21 protein-coding genes are annotated in these 22,115 nt (G+C 59.4%); 4 read left to right on the top strand and 17 right to left on the bottom strand.

Annotated elements, in window-relative coordinates; genetic code table 11:
- Window positions 1-245 precede the first annotated feature (245 nt).
- From hutG to hutC, 3 genes are all read right to left on the bottom strand, one after another.
- Window positions 246-1,049 (bottom strand): N-formylglutamate deformylase, encoded by an 804-nt coding sequence (hutG, locus tag E5C26_RS10425; RefSeq protein ID WP_135316231.1) that lies wholly within the window; start codon window positions 1,047-1,049, stop codon window positions 246-248.
- Complete coding sequence (gene hutI, locus E5C26_RS10430; protein ID WP_135316232.1) at window positions 1,046-2,269, bottom strand: imidazolonepropionase; 1,224 nt, start codon at window positions 2,267-2,269, stop codon at window positions 1,046-1,048. Before hutI ends, hutG begins: the two co-directional genes overlap by 4 nt.
- 158 nt (window positions 2,270-2,427) lie before the next feature.
- Window positions 2,428-3,183: a histidine utilization repressor gene (gene hutC, locus E5C26_RS10435; protein WP_135316233.1), complete on the bottom strand. Its 756-nt coding sequence runs from the start codon at window positions 3,181-3,183 to the stop codon at window positions 2,428-2,430.
- 177 nt (window positions 3,184-3,360) lie between these two features.
- Between hutC and E5C26_RS10440 the strand changes: the two genes are divergently transcribed.
- The 3 genes from E5C26_RS10440 to E5C26_RS10450 all read left to right on the top strand — a co-directional run bounded on the left by E5C26_RS10440 (window position 3,361) and on the right by E5C26_RS10450 (window position 6,363).
- A complete protein-coding gene (locus E5C26_RS10440) occupies window positions 3,361-4,731 on the top strand; it encodes a formimidoylglutamate deiminase (RefSeq protein WP_135316234.1) in 1,371 nt (456 codons plus the stop codon).
- Window positions 4,731-5,294 (top strand): HutD/Ves family protein, encoded by a 564-nt coding sequence (locus tag E5C26_RS10445; RefSeq protein ID WP_135316326.1) that lies wholly within the window; start codon window positions 4,731-4,733, stop codon window positions 5,292-5,294. The genes E5C26_RS10440 and E5C26_RS10445 overlap by 1 nt, the downstream gene beginning before the upstream one ends.
- A 67-nt stretch (window positions 5,295-5,361) precedes the next feature.
- Window positions 5,362-6,363 carry a LacI family DNA-binding transcriptional regulator gene (locus E5C26_RS10450; protein WP_135316235.1) on the top strand — a complete coding sequence of 334 codons (1,002 nt, stop codon included), beginning with the start codon at window positions 5,362-5,364 and terminating at the stop codon, window positions 6,361-6,363.
- Window positions 6,364-6,415: 52 nt separating this feature from the next.
- On the opposite strand, the gene E5C26_RS10455 is transcribed toward E5C26_RS10450, so the two are convergent.
- From E5C26_RS10455 to galB, 11 genes are all read right to left on the bottom strand, one after another.
- Window positions 6,416-7,858, bottom strand: a complete 1,443-nt coding sequence (locus E5C26_RS10455) for a glycoside hydrolase family 32 protein (protein WP_135316236.1) — start codon at window positions 7,856-7,858, stop codon at window positions 6,416-6,418.
- Complete coding sequence (locus tag E5C26_RS10460) at window positions 7,855-9,114, bottom strand: MFS transporter (RefSeq protein WP_135316237.1); 1,260 nt, start codon at window positions 9,112-9,114, stop codon at window positions 7,855-7,857. Before E5C26_RS10460 ends, E5C26_RS10455 begins: the two co-directional genes overlap by 4 nt.
- A gap of 173 nt (window positions 9,115-9,287) precedes the next feature.
- Entirely contained in the window at window positions 9,288-10,598 is a 1,311-nt protein-coding gene (locus E5C26_RS10465; RefSeq protein ID WP_135316238.1) for an MFS transporter, read from the bottom strand.
- A 140-nt stretch (window positions 10,599-10,738) separates the two neighbouring features.
- Window positions 10,739-12,037, bottom strand: a complete 1,299-nt coding sequence (locus E5C26_RS10470; RefSeq protein ID WP_135316239.1) for a c-type cytochrome — start codon at window positions 12,035-12,037, stop codon at window positions 10,739-10,741.
- Window positions 12,034-13,650, bottom strand: a complete 1,617-nt coding sequence (locus E5C26_RS10475) for a GMC family oxidoreductase (RefSeq protein WP_135316240.1) — start codon at window positions 13,648-13,650, stop codon at window positions 12,034-12,036. The genes E5C26_RS10470 and E5C26_RS10475 overlap by 4 nt, the downstream gene beginning before the upstream one ends.
- The gene (locus tag E5C26_RS10480; RefSeq protein WP_135316241.1) at window positions 13,643-14,164 is read right to left on the bottom strand and encodes a sugar dehydrogenase complex small subunit; all 522 of its coding nucleotides are present in this window, start codon (window positions 14,162-14,164) and stop codon (window positions 13,643-13,645) included. The genes E5C26_RS10475 and E5C26_RS10480 overlap by 8 nt, the downstream gene beginning before the upstream one ends.
- 33 nt (window positions 14,165-14,197) lie before the next feature.
- The gene (locus E5C26_RS10485) at window positions 14,198-14,653 is read right to left on the bottom strand and encodes a GlcG/HbpS family heme-binding protein (protein WP_409513904.1); all 456 of its coding nucleotides are present in this window, start codon (window positions 14,651-14,653) and stop codon (window positions 14,198-14,200) included.
- Window positions 14,654-14,796: 143 nt separating this feature from the next.
- Window positions 14,797-15,684: a DUF1932 domain-containing protein gene (locus tag E5C26_RS10490; RefSeq protein ID WP_135316242.1), complete on the bottom strand. Its 888-nt coding sequence runs from the start codon at window positions 15,682-15,684 to the stop codon at window positions 14,797-14,799.
- Between the two features lie 13 nt (window positions 15,685-15,697).
- Window positions 15,698-16,789, bottom strand: a complete 1,092-nt coding sequence (locus E5C26_RS10495) for a 4-oxalomesaconate tautomerase (RefSeq protein WP_135316243.1) — start codon at window positions 16,787-16,789, stop codon at window positions 15,698-15,700.
- Window position 16,790: 1 nt separating this feature from the next.
- A complete protein-coding gene (locus E5C26_RS10500) occupies window positions 16,791-17,504 on the bottom strand; it encodes a 4-carboxy-4-hydroxy-2-oxoadipate aldolase/oxaloacetate decarboxylase (RefSeq protein WP_135316244.1) in 714 nt (237 codons plus the stop codon).
- Window positions 17,501-18,241, bottom strand: a complete 741-nt coding sequence (gene galB / locus E5C26_RS10505) for a 4-oxalmesaconate hydratase (protein WP_135316245.1) — start codon at window positions 18,239-18,241, stop codon at window positions 17,501-17,503. The genes E5C26_RS10500 and galB overlap by 4 nt, the downstream gene beginning before the upstream one ends.
- A gap of 128 nt (window positions 18,242-18,369) precedes the next feature.
- Between galB and E5C26_RS10510 the strand changes: the two genes are divergently transcribed.
- Entirely contained in the window at window positions 18,370-19,590 is a 1,221-nt protein-coding gene (locus tag E5C26_RS10510; RefSeq protein ID WP_135316246.1) for a LysR family transcriptional regulator, read from the top strand.
- On the opposite strand, the gene aroQ is transcribed toward E5C26_RS10510, so the two are convergent.
- Genes aroQ through E5C26_RS10525 form a run of 3 tightly spaced genes read right to left on the bottom strand, consistent with a single transcriptional unit; the run spans window position 19,587 to window position 22,115 of the window.
- On the bottom strand, window positions 19,587-20,015 hold the full coding sequence (gene aroQ, locus E5C26_RS10515; RefSeq protein WP_135316328.1) for a type II 3-dehydroquinate dehydratase: 429 nt from the start codon (window positions 20,013-20,015) through the stop codon (window positions 19,587-19,589). The genes E5C26_RS10510 and aroQ overlap by 4 nt on opposite strands.
- Entirely contained in the window at window positions 19,978-20,856 is an 879-nt protein-coding gene (locus E5C26_RS10520) for an amidohydrolase family protein (protein ID WP_135316247.1), read from the bottom strand. The genes aroQ and E5C26_RS10520 overlap by 38 nt, the downstream gene beginning before the upstream one ends.
- Window positions 20,853-22,115: a gallate dioxygenase gene (locus tag E5C26_RS10525; RefSeq protein ID WP_135316248.1), complete on the bottom strand. Its 1,263-nt coding sequence runs from the start codon at window positions 22,113-22,115 to the stop codon at window positions 20,853-20,855. Before E5C26_RS10525 ends, E5C26_RS10520 begins: the two co-directional genes overlap by 4 nt.

Genomic DNA, 22,115 nt, shown 5'->3' on the forward strand with positions numbered 1-22,115 from the left:
TGGTGCCTCAGCGGGCTTTTCGCCAGATTGTCGCGTACCGCGAAATCCATGGGCCGCTGTTTCGTGCGCTGTTCCGACCAGATTGAGGCATTTTTCGTCAAAACTGCGATGCAGTACGCAAATCGAAATGACAGCAGAAAAGAAGGCAAGATGTATGCCACAAAATTAGCGGACTAATGAGCGTATTTCGGCAGGCGTGGCGATGACGGGGCAGTGGTGCTGCCCCGTATCGGGAAAGAACAGGTCTAGCGGGACTGACCGCCCCAGGAAAGCAGGCTGTCGATCATTTGTTTCAGCAGGCGTTGCAGTGAGGCGGCGCGCTGCGGATCAAAGGCAAAGGGGTACTGCTCGGACATGTAGTTCACCTGCGCCAACTCCAGTTGGATCGCGTGCTGCTGCTGGTGTGGTTGACCATAAGCGCGGGTGATATAACCGCCCTTGAAACGGCCGTTAAGCACGTGGGTGAACTGCTGCTGTTGTTCACAACAGGCAACCAGACGATCGCTCAGCGCCGGGGCGCAGCTTTCGCCGCCGTTGGTGCCCAGATTGAGATCCGGCAGTTTACCGTCGAATAAACGTGGGATCACCGAGGCGATAGAGTGCGCGTCAAACAGCAGCGCGTAGCCGTGTTTAGCCTTTAACCGCGCCAGTTCGTCTTGCAGCTGCTGGTGGTACGGCTGCCAGATCTGCTGCAGATAGCCGGCCCGCTCCTGGTCAGAAGGCGCCTTGCCCGGCAGAAAGCTCGGGCGGCCGTCAAACAGCACGTCCGGATAAAGGCCGGTGGTGGCGGTGGTATACAGCGGCTTATCGTCTGCCGGGCGGTTCAGGTCAATGACAAAGCGCGAATAATTGCCGACCAGCACGCTGGCACCCATCACACGGGCAAAGTCATATAACTGCGGGATATGCCAGTCGGTATCGGGCAGAGGTCGTGCATCCTCGGTTAAACCGGCCTCAACCGCCGGAGTAAGCCGGGTTCCGGCGTGGGGTATGCTGATCAGCAGCGGCAGGCTGCCGGCGTGGAAATCAAAAGGATCGCGAATGGTCATTGACGTATGTCTCCTCGGAAAATCACCGTACAGGGCAGTTGTCCACCCAACCAATAAGCCAGTTCAGCCGGTCGCGACAGCGGCCAGTGAATAAAGTCGGCCACCTTGCCGGTTTCCAGCGTACCGTGGCTCGCCTGCAGGCCGAGCGCTTTCGCCGCGTGGATGGTTACGCCCGCCAGAGCTTCTTCCGGCGTCAGGCGGAACAGCGTGCAGGCCATGTTGATCATCAGGCGCAGCGACAGTGCCGGAGAGGTGCCAGGGTTGGCGTCGCTGGCAATCGCCATCGCCACGTTGTGTTTACGGAATAAATCAATCGGTGGGCATTGGGTTTCGCGCAACAGGTAGTAAGCGCCCGGCAGCAGCACCGCAACGGTACCGGCGTCGCCCATCGCCCGGGCATCCTGTTCGGTGGCATATTCCAGGTGATCGGCGGAAAGCGCATGGTGCTGCGCCGCCAATTCGCTGCCTCCCAGAGCGGAAAGCTGTTCGGCATGCAGTTTCACCGGCAGTCCGGCGGCTTCTGCGGCGGCAAACACTCGCGCCACCTGTGCCGGTGAGAACGCCAGATGTTCACAAAAGGCGTCAACCGCGTCAGCCAGCCCGGCGGCGGCAGCCTGAGGAATAATGGTGTTGCACACCAAATCGATATAGTCGTCGGCCCGGTTGGCATATTCCGGCGGCAGTGCGTGCGCCGCCAGGCAGGTGGTTTTCACCTCTACCGGCAGCAGTTCGCCCAGTCGACGCGCTACGCGCAGCATTTTCAGTTCGCTTTCCGGCGTCAGTCCATAACCGGATTTGATCTCCACGCAGGTCACGCCTTCTGCCAGCAGAGGGCGTAGCCGGAACAGCGCCTGTTCCAGCAACTGCTCTTCGTCCGCGTCGCGGGTGGCTTTGACCGTGGAGATGATGCCGCCGCCTTGAGCTGCGATCTCGGCATAGCTCACGCCGTTCAGGCGTTGTTCGAACTCTGCGCTGCGGTTGCCGCCGAACACCAGGTGGGTATGGCAGTCGACAAAGCCCGGCGTGATGATGCCGCCGTCGAATTTTACCTTTTCATCTGCGGTCAGCGTTGCCGGCAGCTCCGCATACTCACCCAGCCAGACGATTTTGCCGTCACGCACGGCGATCGCGCCGTTGCTGAGGGTGTGATACTTGCCGTCGCGCATGGTGACGATGTCGGCCCCGTGCCACAGGCTGTCGCAATGGATCTCAGAAGTCATGGCTATTCTCCGCCGGAGCCTTGGCTCCCACATGGTTGTATATACAATTAAAAACAACCTAGCGCATTCATCGAGTTGTCACAAGAGGCGGGATAAAAATTTGTTATCGGGATGTGATCGTTGTGGAAGGACGGGTGCCAAAGCAGCACCCGCAGGGCTCAGACTTCGCTGGTGAAACGGCCAAACAGCTGATAGCGACTGCCGGGGTACAGCAGGCGCGCCGAGGTCACCACGGTTTTGCCGGACCAGGTGCGGCGATGGATCAGCAGGCCGGGTTCGTGGTCTTCCAGTTGCAGCAGTTCGCGCTCCTGGTGGGTTGGCACCACGGCTTCCACGATGTGCTCGCCTGCGGTCAGCGGGGCGGCCTGCGTCAGGTAGATATAAGGCGTGACGCGATCGAAATCCTGCAGCATGTAGTCGGGGGCTATCAGGGGATTGACGCAGCGGTCTTCCACCTGCACCGGCAGGTCGTTTTCATAATGCACGATTTGCGAATAAAACAGCAGCTGGCCGGGTTGAATGCCCAGCGCCAGCGCTTCTTCTTCACTGGCCGGACGGGCCTTTAACTGTAGGATCTTGCTGCTGTGACGGTGGCCACGGGCGGCGATTTCGTCGGCGATATTATGCACTTCCAGCAGGGCGGTGTGCGCTTTGGCTTCGGCGACAAAGGTGCCCACGCCCTGCATGCGGATCAGGAAACCTTCGGTGGTCAGTTCGCGCAGCGCACGGTTGATGGTCATGCGACTGACGCCAAGCTCGGCCACCAGTTCACTTTCCGAGGGGACACGTTGGTGCGGCAACCAGTGGCCGGCACGGATTTGGTTTACGATCGCCTGCTTGACCCGTTGATAGATCGGGGCGGGGGTATCGCTCATTGCGGCAGCCAGTTGCAGCACGGTCTGTTGATCAACCAAGACGTTAACCTCGTCAAATAAAAAAATAATAACACCAGTTTACTGTTGGTGTCGGCGTATGTATATGTATATACAACTAAGGGCCGGTTCGCCACAGCAATGCGATGGACCAGTGCATTTTTCGGATGCGCGATTATCGCGCGTTATTAGCCGTTACACTAACAGTGGAATACTGCCATGCCTGCTTATTTTGCCTCACGCGCTCTGCTCCCTGAAGGCTGGACGCATAACGTTCGGCTGGACGTTAATGCGCAAGGTCACCTGACCCAGGTGACTGCCGATGCCGATCCTGAAGGCTGCACCCGACTGCACGGTGACGTAGTGCCGGGTATGCCGAACCTTCACTCTCACGCCTTTCAGCGTGCGATGGCCGGGCTGGCGGAGGTGGCGGGCAATCCGCAGGACAGTTTCTGGACCTGGCGCGATCTGATGTACCGTCTGGTACAGCGGCTGACGCCGGAGCAGGTCGAGGTGATCGCCCGCCAACTGTATATCGAAATGCTGAAAGGCGGATACACCCAGGTGGCGGAGTTCCACTATCTGCATCACGGTGCTGACGGCAATCCTTATGCCGATCGCGGCGAAATGACCGGGCGGCTCAGTCAGGCGGCGGCGCAGGCGGGGATCGGTATGACGCTGTTGCCGGTGCTGTACAGTTACGCCGGGTTCGGCGGTCAGCCCGCCCAGCCAGGGCAAAAACGTTTTATTCAGGATGCGGACAGCTATCTGGAACAGCAGCAGGTGATCGCGCGGCAGTTGGTAGAGCAGCCCCTGCAGAACCAGGGCTTGTGCTTTCACTCGCTGCGTGCGGTGGAACTGGGCCAGATGCAGCAGATCCTGGCGGCATCCGATCAAGCGCTGCCGGTGCATATCCATATCGCCGAGCAGCAAAAAGAGGTCAACGACTGCCTGGCCTGGAGCGGTCGCCGGCCGGTGGCCTGGTTGTATGAGCATCTGCCGGTGGATAGCCGCTGGTGTCTGGTGCATGCGACCCATCTTGACCGCGACGAGCTCGAGCAGTTGGCGCGCAGCAAGGCAGTGGCGGGCCTGTGCCTGACCACCGAAGCCAATCTGGGTGACGGTATTTTCCCCGGTGACGCCTATCTGCAGCATCAGGGGCGTTGGGGCATAGGTTCCGACAGCCATGTGTCGCTCAATGTGGTAGAGGAGCTGCGCTGGTTCGAATACGGTCAGCGCCTGCGTGACCAGCGTCGTAACCGCCTGACCACGCCGGAGCAGCCTGCGGTGGCTGACGTGCTTTACCAGCAAGCTTTGCAGGGTGGGGCGCAGGCCTGTGGCGCACCGATCGGTCGTTTGCAAAGCGGCTACCGTGCCGACTGGCTGGTGCTGGACGGTGACGATCCTTACCTGGCCGCCGCGCCGGATGCCTCCATTCTCAATCGCTGGTTGTTTGCCGGGGGTAAAGAACAAATTCGCGACGTGTTTGTCGGTGGTCGTCAGGTCATTGACCAGGGGCGCCACGCATTGCAGCAACAGAGCAGTGCCGAGTTCCTGCAGGTGCTGAAAACCTTCCAGCAGGAGGCATGATGAGCCTGACGCGTTTTGATTTTGCTGCGCTGCCGGTCACGCCGTGGCGCAATGGCGGCGGGGAAACCCGCGAAATCGCCTGCTGGCCGTCGGGGGCAGAGGATTTTGACTGGCGTGCCAGCATCGCCACCATCGCGCAGGACGGCCCGTTTTCGGCGTTCAGCGGCATAGATCGCTCTATCACGCTGCTGGAAGGTGACGGTGTCCACCTGTTCAGCGAAGGGCAGATTGATCATCAGCTGTCACAGGTCGGCAAGCCGTTCGCTTTCTCCGGCGATGTGACGTTGCAGGCGACTCTGTTGGGCGGCAGTAGTCAGGATTTCAATATCATGACCCGGCGTGGGCGCTGGGCGGCCAGGGTGCAACGCGTGACGACGGTGAGCACGTTGTTGGCGCAAAATGCGGGCGTTTTGTATGTGTTACAGGGAAGTTGGTTACTGGGTGACGGTGTCACTTTGGCGGTGCGTGACGGTGGCTGGTGGGCGGCAGGTGAGCACGCCGGTTCGCTGACGCCGCTGACGGAGGATAGCGTTATTCTGTGGGCCGACATCACACCCGGCTAAAGCGGGCTAGAGTCCGGCGCTAAGTTGTGGGATTATCTGGTTTTCTATTCCACACAGAGAAGGGCGCATGGCCTCGCTGAAAGACGTTGCCAAACTTGCCGGGGTATCGTTAATGACGGTATCCCGCGCCATCAACGAGCCCGACAAGCTGCGGCCGGACACCTACCAACGCGTTAAGCTGGCGATTGACCAACTCGATTACGTGCCCGATCTCGCGGCGCGGCGTATTCGCGGTGACAGCAGCCGGGTGCAAACGCTCGGCGTGCTGGCGCTGGATACTGCGACCACGCCTTTCTCGGTGGACATGATCCTGTCGATTGAAAAAACCGCGCGTGAACACGGCTGGAACAGTTTTGTGGTCAACTTGTTCGCCGATGACAGCGCGGAGCACACCATTGATTTGCTGTTGGCGCATCGGCCGGATGGGGTGATTTTCACCACCATGGGGCTGCGACAGGTGAGCCTGCCTGCCAAGTTGCTGGATAAAAAACTGGTGCTGGCCAACTGCGTCAGCCCGGAACACCCGGTCGCCAGCTATATTCCCGATGATGAACAGGGGCAGTACGACGCTATGCGCACACTGATCGCCAAAGGGTATCGTGCGCCGCTGTGCATTCACCTGCCGGAGAATACCCTGGCGGCCGGATTGCGCCGCCGTGGACTGGAGCGAGCCTGGCGTGAAGCCGGTGGCGACGTTGAGCAGTTGCGGCAATATCATCTCGATCTGACCGACGGTGACGAGCATTACCGCGACAGCGTGGAACTGCTGCAACGACACTTCTCGCCGGGGCAGCGCGACTGCGATGTGGTGGTGTGCGGCAACGATCGGGTGGCGTTTATGGTCTACCAGGTGCTGTTGGCTCAGGGCTGGGAAATCCCTAAGCAGGTGGGGGTGCTGGGCTATGACAATATGGTCGGTATTGGTCAATTGTTCCTGCCGCCGCTGACCACGGTACAACTGCCGCACTACGAACTGGGCCGCCAGGCGGCGCTGCACCTGATTAATCAACTGGATCACCAGGAGACGCGAAAAGTGGCTTGCCCGCTGCTGCTGCGCGAGTCACTGTGACTCAGGGTGCGATGGGGCGCAGCATGCGGCGCCCCTACCATTAACCGGACGGTCAGTCCCAGATGCTTTCCAGCGCCCAGCCCTGTGATGCAGCAAACTGCGCCTGTCCGCTTTCGGCAAACAGGCTAACGCCGCGTTGGCCGTCGGCCGGGTAGATGCGGCTGGTCAGACAGGCCACGCCCTGATTGACGAACACCTCCAGCGATGAACGATCAATAAAGACTCGTAATGACAGTTCGTCCCCTTCCGGCAGGGGGATGCTGCGACAGCCGCACAGACCAGGCTCCTCACTAAACCGCTCCAACACCAGACGATGGGCCTGATTGTCGACGTACAGCCTTGCCGCGTTGCCGATGGCGATGCCATAGCGTTCGGCATCACTGTCGGCCAGGTTCAGGGTCAACGCCAATTCTTGCACTTCGCTGCCCAGAGCTTGCCGTTGGTTGCTCAATGTGACCGCAGCGAACGAATGTGGCTGACCGCGCAACGCCGTCAGTTCCCGCGCAGGGTTCATCAACACATTGCCATCGATTGCCAGCGTCAATTCGCGCGGCAGGGTAAGTGCGCCGGCCCAGCCGTGCGCTTTGCTCGGCATCGGGGATTCCCACATGTCCATCCAGGCGAACAGCATGCGGCGGCCATCGGCGGCGGTGAAGCTTTGCGGCGCATAGAAATCGTGCCCGTTGTCCAGTTCGCAGAAAGGTTGGGTGATGCCAAAATCCTCACCCGGCTGCCAGTGGCCGAGCAAATAGCCGCTCTGGAAGCGGTTCCGATTGCGGTAACCCTGGGCCGCCAGCCCCTGTGGTGAAAACAACAGAACCTGTTTTTCGCCCAGCGGGAAGAAGTCCGGGCACTCCCACATAAAGCCCTGACTCAGCGTCTGCGCTCCGCTCAGCACGCGGTCGAACTGCCAGTCGCGCAGGTCGCTGGAGCGATAAAGACGCGCCTGCCCCAGCCCGTTCTCTTTGGCACCGACTACCATCCACCAGTGGTCATTGGCTCGCCAAACTTTAGGATCGCGAAAGTGCTCAATACCTTCCGGCGGCAACAGCACCGGCCCGTGTTTAACAAAATGGATCCCGTCCTCGCTGGTGGCCAGGCACTGTACTTCGCGCACCTGGTCGTCATCACCGGCTTTGCCCAGCCAGACGTGACCGGTATAGAGCAGCGTCAGAACGCCGTTATCATCCACTGCGCAGCCGGAGAAACAGCCGTCTTTGTCATAGTCGTCGCCGGGGGCCAGAGCGATCGGCTGGTGTTGCCAGTGCGCCAGATCGCGGCTGGTGGCATGGCCCCAGTGCATCGGCCCCCAGTTCTGGTCGTAGGGATGGTGTTGGTAGAACGCGTGATAAACGCCATTAATACACACCAGGCCGTTGGGATCGTTGATCCAGCCGGCGGCCGGTGCCAGATGAAAGCGCGGGTAGTAGAGATCCTGACGTTGAGCGCGCAGGGCTTCGACCGCATGATCGGCTTGAGCTAAGGCATTTTTCATTGGGTAGGCTCACTTGATTTTAACGTGGATTGAAATTGAGGCGCACTGGCGACGGTCTCGCCGCGCAGCAGGAAGCAGGAAATCAGCGTGGTACCGGCTACCGCGCAGCCCATCAGCAAATAGGTGTCGGCAAAGCCGATGCGGTCGTAACCATAACCGGCCAGTGGGGCCAGAAAACCGGCGACAATTTGGCTGATAAACTGGAAACCCACCAGATACAGCGTGGAAGACAAACGGCTGTCGAAACGGGTAGTGATGTACTTGAACATCGCCACCAGCAGGATGGGCAATTCCACGGCGTGCAGCAGTTTCATGGCGGAAATCATCAGTGCGCCGCTGGCAAAACCGGAACCGACCATGCGCAGCGCCATCACGCTGCTGGCCAGCAACAGGCTTTGCTTTATGCCAATGCGGTTGACCAGCAGTGGGGCCAGGAACATGCCGCCGGCTTCCAGAAACACCTGCAGCGAATTAAGGAAACCGTACATGCGGTTGCCTTCCTCGTGGGTGGGGAACTGCGAGGCGAAATACACCGGGAACTGTTGGTCAAACACGCCATAGATGCTGGTGCCGAGCACGAACACCACCAGCGCCCAGAACCCCGGCAGGCGCAGCAGGGCCAGGGCGTCCTGCAGCTTGAGATTTTCCGGCTTGCCGTATTCCAGACCGGCCATGGCGTTGGGTTTCAGCTCGCGAACCTGCCACAGCAACAGCAGGAACACCGCCGCCGAGGCCGAGGCGATCCAGAAGTTGATATTGGGGTTGATATTGTAGTTAAAGCCGGCAAAGAAGGTCGCGCTGGCCCATCCCAATGACCCCCACATGCGCGCCCGGCCGAATTCGAAACCGACAATGCGGCTGACTCGTTCGGTATAGGATTCCAGCGCGCCGATACCGGCATTGAAAGCCAGGCTGACAAACACGCCGCCCACCAGTGCGCCGGCCACCAGATTGCTCTGCAGCAGCGGGGCGTAGACGTAGATAAAAAACGGGCCGGTGAGCAACAGCAGCACGCCGACAAACAGCAGCAGGTGCTTACGCAGCCCAAGCTTGTCCTGAATAAAGCCGTACAGCGGTTGGGCGCACAACGCCATGACTGACATTGCCGCGAAAATCAGCCCGGTTTCTGTCCCTTTCAGGCCGATTTTCTGGTTCAGCCAGATAGAGATCAGTGAAAAGCTGGACGACCAGGTAAAGAAGAAGAAAAACAACAGGCCGCTGAGGAGCACATAATATTTTTTTGTTTCGCGGTTCATGTGGGATGCCCTGATGGATGAAATTGGCTCCATTGTTAACGTTAACTTTGAACCAAATAAAGCCATCAAAGTGAGGGGTTGCGATGTTAATCACAAAAGTTAACGTTAACATTTTGCGGGTGTGATCAAAATCACCGAAGAGAAAACAGGGCGCGCAGGGCGCCCGACAGGGATTAACCTTCGTTAAGCGAACGCAGATGATCGTCGCGGCGCAGAGTCATCAGTGCGAACAGGCTGACCACTGAGGTCGCTACCACGTAGTAAGCCGGGATATCGAGGTTGCCGGTCTGCTTGATAAGCCCGGTGATGATTAGCCCGGCGGAGCCTGAGAACACCGCATTGGACAGTGAGTAGGCCAGCCCCAGACCGGTATAACGCACCTGGGTGGGGAACATTTCTGCCAACATGGCCGGGCCGGGACCGGCCAGCAAGCCGACCACCGCACCGGCAATCATCACCGCGATACCTTTGGTCAGCAGTGAACTTTGCGGGTCCTGCAACAGGTGCAGCAGCGGGAAGGTAAACAGAATAACCGCCACCACCGCCGTCAGCATCACCGTTTTGCGTCCCAGCTTATCGCTGAGGATACCGGCAGGCAAAATGGTCAGAGCGAAACCGACGTTGGCCAGTACCGTGGCAACCAGCGCCTGCTGGAAGGTGGCGTGCAGCGAGGTTTGCAGGTAGGAGGGCATCACCACCAAAAAGGTGTAACCGGCGGCGGACCAGCCCATCATGCGGCCAATACCCAGAACAATGGTTTTTGCTACGCCGCTCAGTTTTACTGCCGGTGGCTGCGTCGTCGCGCTACGGGTTTGCTGTGCCTGGGTAAAGGTGGGCGTTTCCTGCAGTTTCAACCGCAGCCACAATGCCACTGCGCCCATTGGCAGTGCCAACAGGAAGGGAATGCGCCAGCCCCAATCGTGCAGCTGTTCCGGCGTCAATAACGCGGCCAGCAGTGCCACCAACCCGGCACCAGCCAGTAGCCCGAACGCGACGGTCAGCGATTGCCAGGCGCCGAACAGACCGCGTTTGCCCTTGGGCGCGAATTCGGTCATCAGCGACACCGCGCCGCCGAACTCACCGCCGGCAAACAGCCCCTGGAACATGCGCAACAGCGTCAGCAGCAGTGGGGCGGCAACACCGATAGAGGCGTAGGTGGGCATTACACCAATCAACGCCGTGGCTACCGTCATCAGCAGCAATACCGCGATCAGCGTCGGTTTGCGACCAATGCGATCGCCGATGCGACCGAAAATCACCGCGCCGATCGGCCGACAGAAGAAAGCCAGCGCAAAGGCGGCGTAGGTGAGGATCAGGCTGGTGATTTCGCTTTCACCCTGCAGGCTGAAAAAGTTGGCGGCGATCACGGTGGCGAGAAAACCGTAAACGCCGAATTCATACCACTCGATAAAGTTGCCGACCGATCCGGCCAGTAATGCCTGCCGTGACTGACGTGCGTCAATCACCGTCGTTTGTGTGCTCATCCCCATCCCCAGCGTTTGAATTATTGTCAGTCAGTTCTAAATTCTTATGGCAAAACAATCAATTATTTTCAGCGGGAACTGTGAGTGGGGCTTCACCAGAGCAAGGGCATTGCCCTGGTGTGGTTGGACTGACGGTGCGATTAAGGCTTATCCCCCTGCAAAACCGTTGGTGGCTGGGGGAGTCCGGCATCGGCGCGCAGTTTCTGCACCTGTTTGGCACTGACGTTGGCCGCCGCAGGGTTACCGAACTGTGTGCTGATGTAGTTGCTCAACTGCGCAATCTGCGAGTCGCTGAGTTCGCTGGCGAATGACGGCATCAGGATCTCTCCTTGCTGCATGTCACGGTGCACGCCGCCCAGGATCACTGAAACCAGATTATTCCCCTCGGCCGCCCCGGTGCTGCCATGGTTAAACAACGAGGGATAGGCGTGGAACCCTTTGCCGATGCCGCCCCCTCCTGCACCATGGCAGGTGGCACAATTGCCGTTAAACAGCGCCGCACCGTCCTGCAAAGAGGGGCTTGCACCGCGTCGGTCAAGATAATCCTGTGATGCGTTGCCCCAACTGTCCCGTGGCCGGCTTTGCTGCGCATCGGCGATGGCCGGTACGCTGCGCAGATAAACCGCAATCGCCTGCAGATCCGTCTCCGGCAGGTACTGCAAACTGTGTTCGACCGCCTCGGCCATGGGGCCGGACGCCGACGCACGGCCCGGTGTATTGCCGGTTTTCAGGTAACCGACCAGATCCTGCTGTGACCAGTTGCCGATACCGGCGTTTTTGTCGGGCGTGATGTTATAGGCAGTCCAGGCTCCGAGATCGCCACCGGCGAAGGCTTTGTCGCTGTCCATGCCCATGGTCAGGTTACGCGGGGTATGGCAGGTGCCGCAGTGGGCCAGGGCTTCGACCAGATAACGGCCCTGATTCCACTGTGCACTCTGTGCCGGATCGGGTTTTAACTCACCCTGGCCAAAGTTGAACCATTTCCAGAAACGCATTCCCCAGCGCTGATTGAACGGGAAGGAGAGATCGGTTTTCGGCGTGGCCTGTTTTACCGCGGGTAGTGACAGCAGATAAGCCTTGATCGCCAGCACGTCGTTGCGGGTCATTTTGGTAAAGGCGTCGTAAGGCATCGCCGGGTAAAGTTGGCTGCCGTCTTTGCCGATGCCGTCGCGCACCGCCGCAACAAATTCATCGTCGCTCCAGTTGCCGATGCCGAACTGTTTATCGGCGGAAATATTGGTGCCATAAATCACGCCGAACGGAGTATTGACCGGATAGCCACCGCCAAACGCCGGGCCGCCCGGCGCGGTGTGGCAGGCGGTACAGTCGGCGGCACGCGCCAGATATTCGCCGCGGTTGATCTGTTCGTCGCCATTAGGCTGCGCCCAAAGAGGGCTGCTGACCAGCAACGGCAGCAACGCCAGTAAGGTTTTTTTCACGCCATGCCTCCTTTCAGGCTTTCCAGCACCCGGTCTGCCATCAGCAGTGCCAATGCGACGCCGGTCAACGTTGAGTTAACGGTCGAGGCGGAAGGCATCACGCCGGTACCGGCGATAAACAAATTGGGGTGATCGTGGCTGCGACAGTCGCCGTCCACCACCGAGTCGCTGCCGCTGTGGCCCATGATCATGGTGCCGGTAATGTGCTGGTTGTTGTCATATACGCCGCGCTTGCTGTAGACCGCTTCGCTGCCTCCCATTTGCTTGACGATGCGCTGAAAATCGAGCATCGATTGGTCATAGCCACGGTGAACGTAGTCCGGGAATTGGTAGTAAACCTCCAGTCTGGGAATACCCCAGGCGTCCTTCTCGGTTTTACTCAATTGGACACGGTTTTCCGGCTCCGGCAGCATTTCCAGCAGGCATTTCAGTTGCACGTAACGCTCGGACTGGAAGGCCAGCTTGTCGTTCAGTGCCTTGCCGTAGTAACCCTGGCGGATCAGGCGTTCGGTGAGGTAACGCACCGGGGAGGTATTGGACAGATCCACACGCAGCGCCGAGCGTTCCGCCCGGAAGGCACCATCACGCAGGTTATTGATGCTGCCGGGGCGCATGGGGCCACGGCCAAACCAGACTGGCTCATCAGCGTAGAACTCCACCGAACTGCCGGGGTGGTCCATCAGGTTGCGGCCCACCATACCGGAGCCGTTGGCGATGCCGTTCGGGTAGCGTTCGCTGCTGGAGATCAGCAGAATCTTTGGGCTTTCAATGCCGTTGGCGGTGAGCACGAAGCGTTTGCCGGTGACGCGGTGGCTGGCCTTGTTGCGGTCGAGATAATGCACCGCCACTATTTGGCCCTGTTCATTGGCCTCAATACGATGCACTACCGCATTGGCGATAATTCGCGCTCCGGCCGCTAACGCTTTACGCGCCGAAATGCCACCGTGATACTGTGCGTCGATCGGGCAGACCGGCATGCAGTTATTGTTGCCGCAGCAGGCCGGGCGACCGTCATAAGGCACACTGTTACGCGCCTGTGGGCCGATCCCCACCTGATAGCCCAACCCGGCGATACGTTGCTTGATCCGTTCAAAACCATAAGGCAGAGGAATGCCGGGCAGCGGATAGGGGCGTGAACGCGGTGAGTCCAATTCACTGTCGCCGGAGACGCCCATCTGGTATTCCGCTTCGCAATAATAAGGCTCCAGCTGTTCATAGCTGATTGGCCAGTCACGGCCCACGCCGTACCGGCTTTTCAGCCGCATATCGTTCGGTAGCAGGCGGAAAGCTTGCCCGGCCCAGTGCCAGGTGGTACCGCCAACACCACGTAAATATTGGGCACGGTACGGGTCCGGGCCTTTCTGGATCAGATAATTATTGTCGGTCGGGATAAATTTTGGCTGCGGTGCCCAGGGTTCTGGCGGATAGGGTTCGGTGAAATCGCCTTTGAACGGCGAGTTGCGAAACAGCTCGACGGCCTCGTCACGTTTGATTTCTGGCCCCGACTCCAGCATCAGCACCGAAGCTCCGGCCTGCACCATTTTCAAGGCTGCCAGCGAACCGGCAATGCCTGCACCAATCACCACCACGTCGGCGTTTAATGAATCAGACATGCGCAGTCTCCTTACGTGGGGGGTGAGTCCAGAAATTGGGTTCGCCGGGGCAATAGCTTGGTGGGCTTAAGGTGCCACGCACCTGTTGGTAGCTGACGATGTTTTCAAAGGCGATACAGCTCGGTTTGGCCGGATCGCCGACCACACCGAGATACCAACCGGTCATTAACGAGTGGTACAGCGCCGCGAGCGGTGCAGTTTGCTGTTGGAGCCATGCCTGGAAGGTTTCGCCGTTCAGATCGACATGTTGCGTCATCAGCTCGGCCAGTAGCCCAATCTGCCGTTCAATCTGCGGGAACAGGGGTTGTAACGCGGTATACAACCGTTGCGCCAACTGCGGATCCGGCAGCGGAATGCCGGTCAGCAGCCGAGAAATGGCCAGAAAATTGTCCGGTATGTCGGCCGGTTGCGACCGGGCAAAAGCGGTTTGGCTCAGTAGATTCTGGCTCATAACGCCTGCGACCAACAGCCCCGCAGACCCCAGCACCAGCCGACGGCGTGATATTGAAATCATAGTGTGCTCCTTGAGAGGGAGGTCAGTCCGTGGTTATTTCAATGCCTCAGCGGCAGTTTGTGATGCCTGGTTGTCAATCTCCTGCTTCGGCGTACTGACACCGACAGCACCAACAACTTCGCCGTTGAGCGTCAGTGGATAACCGCCGCCCAGTGCCACCACGTGCGGAATGCTCAGTACGGTGTTTTCACCGTTTTGCAGCCGCTGCATAAATTTTAAGGTGGGTGCACGATACAGCGCGGAGGTCCGCGCTTTACCGATGGAGGCATCGACGCAGCCCAACGGGGAACCATCGAAACGCTGGAAGGCCAGCAACGTGCCACTGCTGTCGACCACGGCTACGCAGCCGAAGCTGTTTTGCGATTTCAGGGTTGACTGCACGCTGGCGATCACCTGATTTGCCTGGGTGTTATTGAGTTGTGCGGCGGATGCCGTGCCGGCTAATGCCATCAGGGCCAGAGCGCCAAAGGAAGAGCAGAGATATTTCATCGCATTGTTTTCCAGTGAAAAGAGGGCAGTATAGCCCCCAAATAGGCAGATAATTAGCTTGCTATGAATCATTTGGTACAAAATACGCCGTTATGAGATTGTTAACAATCTTCGGCAGGTGAAATATTTTGGTTTTTTTGATGTTAATCACCGGTGGGGTAAATTTTGCCCAATGCGGTTTGCCAAACGAAAGGCGTCAGTTCCGAATAGGCCAGCCTTTGGGCGCTCATGGCGTCCACCAGTCCCTGCTGGCTGGCGACGGTCGCCAGGCTTTGGTGTGGCTCAATGCCAACGTCCCGCAGCGTTTGCACCACTTCGCGCATCTCCTCGGCACGGCGCTTACCGTGCTCCGCAATCCGGCTGATCAGGTAGTGGGGAAACTGCTGGTCCCAACCCAGTGACGGGAAGCTGGCGTGCAGGGAATCGAGTACCGGCTGTTCGACACCGTAACGCTGGGCGGCGAGCAGGCATTCGGTGGTCAGGGCTTCCAGCCCCTTGATCATGACGCTGCGACACATTTTGATTGCCGAGGCTTCCCCGATGTGAGAGCTGTAGACCTGGCTGTTGAACCCCAGGGCGTTGAGCTGGGCGCTAACCGGCATGGCCCCGGTTCCGCCCAGCAGCAGGGGCGTTTTCAAACGCTTGGGCGGAACCGGGGCCATCACCGCGACTTCCACGTAAACCGCGCCGCTGGCGCTGATTGCTTCGGCGGCGGCGCGTTTGGTATTGGGAGCCGCAGAGTTGAGGTCGAGAAAGGTTTGGCCCGGGTGCAGCAACGGCGCGCACTGCTGTGCAACCCGTAGCGTATTGGCGGCGGTGACGGCGGAAAACACCAGCGTTGCCCCTTCCAGCGCCTGTGGCAGCGTCGCGGCGAAGTGAGCCCCGCAGGCCTCCGCTTTTTCTGCCATTGCCAATGAGGCTTGCGGGTCAAAAGCACTGACGGTAATGTTTTGCGCGCGCAGCTCCTGCGCCAGAATGCCGCCGACTTCACCAAAGCCGACTAATGCTACGGAGGGGAGAGCTAAGCTCATGGATGCTCCTTGATTATTGAGGCCATACCGCGCCGGGAATACAGACTTCACCGCTAAAAATCAGCCGTGCACTGCGCAGTAAACCGGCACCGAGTAGTGAGGCCGCGCCGCTTTGGGTTGGATCGCGTTGGAGCAACACGCTGAACTCGCCGCTGGGGTGTTCAACGCTAAGACGCAGCTCTGCGCCATCGCTGACCTGGGCCAGACCCTCGGTGACGCTGCCGGGGATCAGGCAGGCGGTGGCAACGCTGACCGCGCCCAGCACACCGATTGAGGCATGACAGCGGTGGGGGATAAAGGTACGGCTGCTGAGGGTGCCACCGTGACGCGCTTCGGCAATCAGGGTCATTTTGGGCACCGTGCGACGGCTGACATCACCGAGGTTCATTTTTGGCCCGGCCTGCAGGCGGATGCTCTCCAGACGGGCTTTCAGTTGTTGATCGGCATCCAGTTGTTCGCGGGTTTCATAGCCACTGCGGCCGACATCCGCCGCACGCAGCAACACCACCGGCATACCGTTGTCGATACAGGTCACCGCCACGCCGTCAAAGCTGTCCTGCGGATTGCCTGTCGGCAGCAACGAGCCGCAGCTGGAACCGGCAATATCGCTGAAGGTCAGTACGATTTCCGCTGCGCGGCCCGGTACGCCATCAATGGCCAGATCCCCGTCGTATTGCACTTCACCTCCGGGCGTGGCGATGCGGGCCAGAGCAATCTGCCCGGTGTTCTGCATGAAGATCCGCACTTCGGTCGACGTCGGGCCGGGCTTAACCAACCCGCGTTCGATGGCGAACGGAGCCACCGCTGCCAGGATATTGCCGCAGTTCTGGCCGTAGTCCACCTGCGGTTGGTCAACGCTGACCTGGGCGAACAGGTAGTCGACATCGGCATCATCACGTTGTGAGCGGTTAACGATTGCCACCTTGCTGGTCAGCGGATCACCGCCGCCGAGGCCGTCAATCTGCCGCAGGTCGGGGGAACCCATCACCGCCAACAGGACTCGATCGCGTTGGTTCGGGTCGGTGGGCAAATCCCCGGCGAGAAAGAAGGCCCCTTTGGAGGTACCACCGCGCATCAGTAAACAGGGGATCCGGCGTTGGCGCATGTCAATCCTCCAGCAGATCCAGTGAGTCGTAATATGTCAGGCCTTTTTCCGCCAACCGTGGGCGCATCTGGTATATATCCAGCCCCAGTTCGCCACCGGCCATGCGCAGGCGTTTGCTCTCTTCCAGCTCGGCACGCTGACGGCTGGCTACCAGTACCTGTTCTGCTTCGGTTTGTCGCACTACCACCACGCCGTCATCATCGGCGATCATCGCATCGCCGGGATAAATCAGTTGTCCGGCGCAAATCAGCGGGACGTTGACTGAACCCAAAGTCTCTTTCACCGTGCCCTGGGCATACACCGCTCGTGACCAGACCGGAAAGCCCATTTCCCGCAGGGTGCGAGTATCACGCACGCCGAGGTCGGCGATCAGGCCGCGCACGCCGCGCGCTTTCAGTGAAGTGGCCAGCAGATCGCCGAAGTAGCCGTCACCGCACGGGGAAGTGGGGGCGACCACCAGAATGTCGCCGGGCTGACATTGCTCAACCGCCACGTGAAACATCCAGTTATCACCGGGGGCGACCAACACCGTCACCGCGCTGCCGGCAATCCCGCGATCCTGCTGGATGGGGCGGATTACCGGGTCCAGCAGGCCTTTGCGACCTTGCGCCTCATGCACCGTGGCTACACCAAATTCGGCCAGGGCGTCCAGAGTGTTGGCGTTTGCCCGTGGGATATTGCGGATCACCACGCCTTTTTTACCGATCAGGCTCATGCCAGTTCTCCTGTTACGCGCGGGAAGATGCTTTGGTAGCCTTCGCCGTAAACGATATTTTTGCTGCTGGTGATGCCAACGTTGCGTTTGGCCTGCACGCCGCGCTGCTGGGCGACGCGGGTATAGTATTCCCACAGGTGTTCCTGACCGGCCATGCACTGGATTGCCTGGTATTTTTTGTCCCAGACTTCGGTGATATCCAGCAGCACGTCCGGCTTCCATTCGCATTGTTCCGGCTGATGCGGTTCGAACAGATAGACCGGTGGCGCGCCGCCGATGGCTTCACCTGGGCGATAGCCTTCCGCCTGGGCGATAATGCGGGCTTCCTGAGTCAGGTGGCTGGCCAATGGGTGATCGTAGTTGTACGGATCTTTTTGCGAATGGGTCAGCACAAAGTGCGGCTGTACTTTTCGGAACACGTCGGCCAGGCGGAACAGCGCCTCTTTATCGGCCCGTAGCGGATAGTCACCCATGTCAAAGAATTCGATGCTGGCGCCCAGGATCTCGGCGGCGGCGTGGGCCTCGTCACGGCGGGATGTCTTTACTTTGTCTTCGGTCATCTGGCCTTTACGCCACAGCTTGGCGGACTCCCCCCTTTCGCCAAACGACAGGCAAACCACATGGACCTGATAGCCGAGCTGAGTATGCAGGGCGATGGCACCGCCGGCGCGCCAGACAAAATCGGCGGAATGGGCGCTGACTACCAGGGCGGTTTTGTTTGAAGCTACTGAGTTCATTATCGGATTCCTTGACTGGGTATAATGACCTCATGCTGTCAGCTCCGGCGGGCGGCGGATAATTCATTTGATTGCAGCAGGTATGCGTTTTATTTATATTGCCAGCCACGGGGAAAGGAGATGATGCGATGGACTATGATGAGAGCCTGCTGACAAACCTGATGCAAATCAGGGCATTCAGTCAGGTAGTGACCCAGGGTAGCGTCTCGCGCGCAGCCGATGAGCTATTCCGAACCCAGTCAGCGATCACCCGCTCGATCCGTGATTTGGAGCAGAAACTGGCGGCACCCTTGTTTGAACGCCACGCCAGCGGCATGCTGCTGACCGACTTTGGTAAATGCGTGCTGCCGCGAGCCCGGCGGGCGATTGATGAATTGCACCAGATACCGGCGCTGCTAAAGCGCTTGCAGGGCAAGGGTATGCAGACGCGGGGCGATCCTGAACCCTTGTACCTGTTCAATGTGCGGCGATTGCAGATTTTCGTCTGCCTGTGTGAAACCCGACATATGCAAACCGTCGCCACGCTGCTCGGACTTAGCCAGCCGGCGATCAGCGCCGCGCTCAAGGTGCTGGAAAACGGTGCCGGAGTGCCGTTGCTGGAGCGCACGCCACAGGGGATGGTGCCGTCGCTGGCCGGCCGTGAAATCGAAGCCAACATTCGCCGTGCGCTGAATGAACTGCAACATATTCCCGCTGATATCGCTGCCCGCCGCGGGGTGCTGGAGGGGCGAGTACGGGTGGGGGCATTACCGTTGGGGCGTACCCGGCTGTTGCCGCAGGCCATTATCCAACTGACCTCCCGCTATCCGGGGGTCAGCGTGGTGACCAACGAAAGTGCCTTTGAGGCCCTGGTCACCGAGCTGCGTTCCGGGGATATCGATTTTATTTTTGGCGCCCTGCGCGCCAGCGATTATGCCGCCGACGTGTACAGTGAAACGCTGTTTACCGAGGAAATGGTACTACTGGCACGTCGCGGCCATCCGCTGACGGTTCCGGGGTTAAGGCCTGAACAGTTGAGGTCGGCGCGCTGGATATTGCCACGCTCTGCCACTCCGGCGCGGCGCTTGCTGGACGGCTGCTTCCTGGCGATGAATATCCCGGCGCCCAGCCCGGTGGTGGAAACCGGTGATTTGGCGTTGGTGAGAGGCTTGCTGCTCAATTCAGACATGCTGGCGGCAGTATCCGCCCACCAGTTGGAATATGAGCTGGCCTCCGGCGAACTGGTTCAACTGTCAATGGCGCTGCCTGATACCGGTCGCGCCATTGGCCTGATCTGCCGTACGGGCAGCCTTCATTCCCCGGCGGCGCAAGCATTGATTGCCTGCTTGCGCGAGGTCTGTATGGACTAAAGCTGCGCCGCTTGCATCAGCGCGTAACGGTATCCCTGAATGCCAAAGCCGCAAATCACGCCGTTGGCCACGTCGGACAGGTAGGAATGGTGGCGAAACGGTTCGCGCTTGTGCACGTTGGTGATGTGCACCTCGAACAGTGGCAAGGCCACTGCCGTGACAGCGTCACGTATTGCCACCGAGGTGTGCGTCCAGGCTGCCGGATTGATCACCAGCGCATGTGCCTTGCCGTGCGTTTGCTGGATCCAGTCAATCATTTCACCTTCATGGTTGGTTTGGCGAAACTCCAGCCGACATTCCAGTTCGGTGGCGGTGCTGCGACACAGCTGTTCGATGGTCGCCAGCGTGTCGGTTCCGTAGGTCTCAGGCTCACGGGTGCCTAACAGGTTAAGGTTTGGGCCATTGAGCACGTAAATGGTTTTCATCATGACTCCGATCATCGCTAAAACCAAACAGCCGCTGCGGCGTCTGCCATAAAATTTGCCGGCGCGTCTGTGCGTCGGGGAACATCTGTTCGGCCAGCATCAGCAGCGTGCCCATATCCATGCGTTCGGTGGCGCGTAGGAAAGGCCAGTCCGACCCCCACATGCATTTCTCACCGCCGTAGGCCGCTAGCAGCGCCAACAGGTAAGGCTGAGCGTCGCTGAACGGATAGTGCCGACGTGAAAACTTGGCCAGGCCGGAAAGCTTGACGTAGGTGTGCTCACGCTGTGCCAACGACAACAGGGCCTGAAACGCCGGTTGTTGAAGACCTGCGCTGATGTCCGGCCGACCAGAATGGTCGAACAGCAGCCGGGTACGAGTGCGTGCCAGCAACGGCATTAGCGCCGGTAACTGGTCGTCCTGCACCTGGATTTGCGCGAACATTTCCAGTTCTGCCAGTTGACCCATTAGCCGATCCAGCTGCAAGAAAGGTTCGACGCCGAGCATCGCCACGTTAAGCGCGATGCCGACCACGCCCTGCGCCTGCAATCCGGCAAGCGTTTGGCTGTCCACCTCACGCGGCACCACGGCAATACCTTTGTGACGGCCTTTGCCAGCGGCCAGTGCCGCCAGCAGGCAGCGGTTATCGGTGTTGTAAGCCGACGTCGGGCCGACAATCAATGAGTGGCGGATACCGTAGGCCTGCATCACCGCGCGGTAGTGTTCCAGCGTCGCCAGCTCGTGGCCTTCCGGGTTGTAACCGCTGTCCGCCACGTAGGGAAAACGCTGAGGGTCGAAAATATGGTGGTGGCAGTCAATTTTCGGTTGGTCAAAAATAGTCATTTTGGCGCTTTCCCCGCGACGGAATACAACACTTGCTGATTGCGGGTTTGTTGGAATTCTTCCAGCGTCTGGCCACGCATCGCCGAGTAGATATGCAGGTTGGATACCCCGACCACTGCCCCGAGCTTTTCCAACAGGAAGAAACTGACGCCATAATGGATCAGTCCGCGCCAGTCGAGTTCGCGCAACAGTTGTTGTTCCTCAGGGGTGAGCTGTGCTTCGTCGAACAGCGCCTGCTGGGCGTTATTGAAACGTTCGCGCCAGGCCGGCAGGATCAGCCGGTGCAGGAAACGGTTGATACGGATGGCTTTCAGGCTGCGCGCATGGGTAAAGGGATAGGTACCCGGCAGTTTCTCAACCCCCGCCAGTTGCAGGTTGATTTTGTCGCGCTGGCGCTGATGGACATCTACCGGTGCTTCACGCGTCTGGTTTTCCAGGATCAGCGTGGCGATGCCGGTCATGGAAGGCAGATAATAGGCCTGATGCAGTTTTTCGACGTTGGCCGACAGGGCACCGCGCATAATCAGCCACATGATCACCTCCGCGCCCTCCAGCCCACCCAGGGTGGCGTACTCCGCCAGCGTGATTTCGGTCAGGCGCTGCGGATCATTAACCAGCAAGTCGACAAACTGTTCATCCCACTGCGGGTTATTAAAACCGCAACGTTCGCCATGCACCTGATGCGAGACGCCGCCGGTGGCTACCACCGCGACGCGCAAGTCTTCCGGGAAGCTTTCGATCGCCCGGCGCAGCGCCTGACCGAGCTTGTAGCAGCGGCGGGCTGAAGGGATCGGGAACTGCAGCACCCCGACCTGCAGCGGCACTACCTGCATTGGCCAGCCGTTCTGCCACGGCAGCAGGGCGGACAACGGGGAGAATAATCCATGGTCGAGAGGTTTATCCTGGAAGAACGACATATCAAACTCGTCGGCCATCAGGCTGGCTCCAATATGTTGCGACAGCGCCGCATGGCCTCGAATCGGCGGCAAATCACGCGGGCCACCGCCTTCATCGGCTACCGCGTAGCTGTCGTCAATGCCAAGCACGAATGCCGAATAGTGATCGAAGAAAAACGAGGTCACGTGATCGTTGAAGACATACAGCAACACGTCCGGTTTTTTCTCTTCCAGCCATTGCTGCATCGGGGCGAAACCGTCAAAAATCGGCGCCCAGGCCGTTTCGTTCTGTTTGTTGTGGTCTACTGCAAAACCGATGGTTGGGGTGTGTGACACCGCCAGTCCGCCAATGATCTTAGCCAT

This window comes from Serratia proteamaculans (assembly GCF_004684015.1).
Classification (GTDB): Bacteria; Pseudomonadota; Gammaproteobacteria; order Enterobacterales; family Enterobacteriaceae; genus Serratia; species Serratia proteamaculans_F.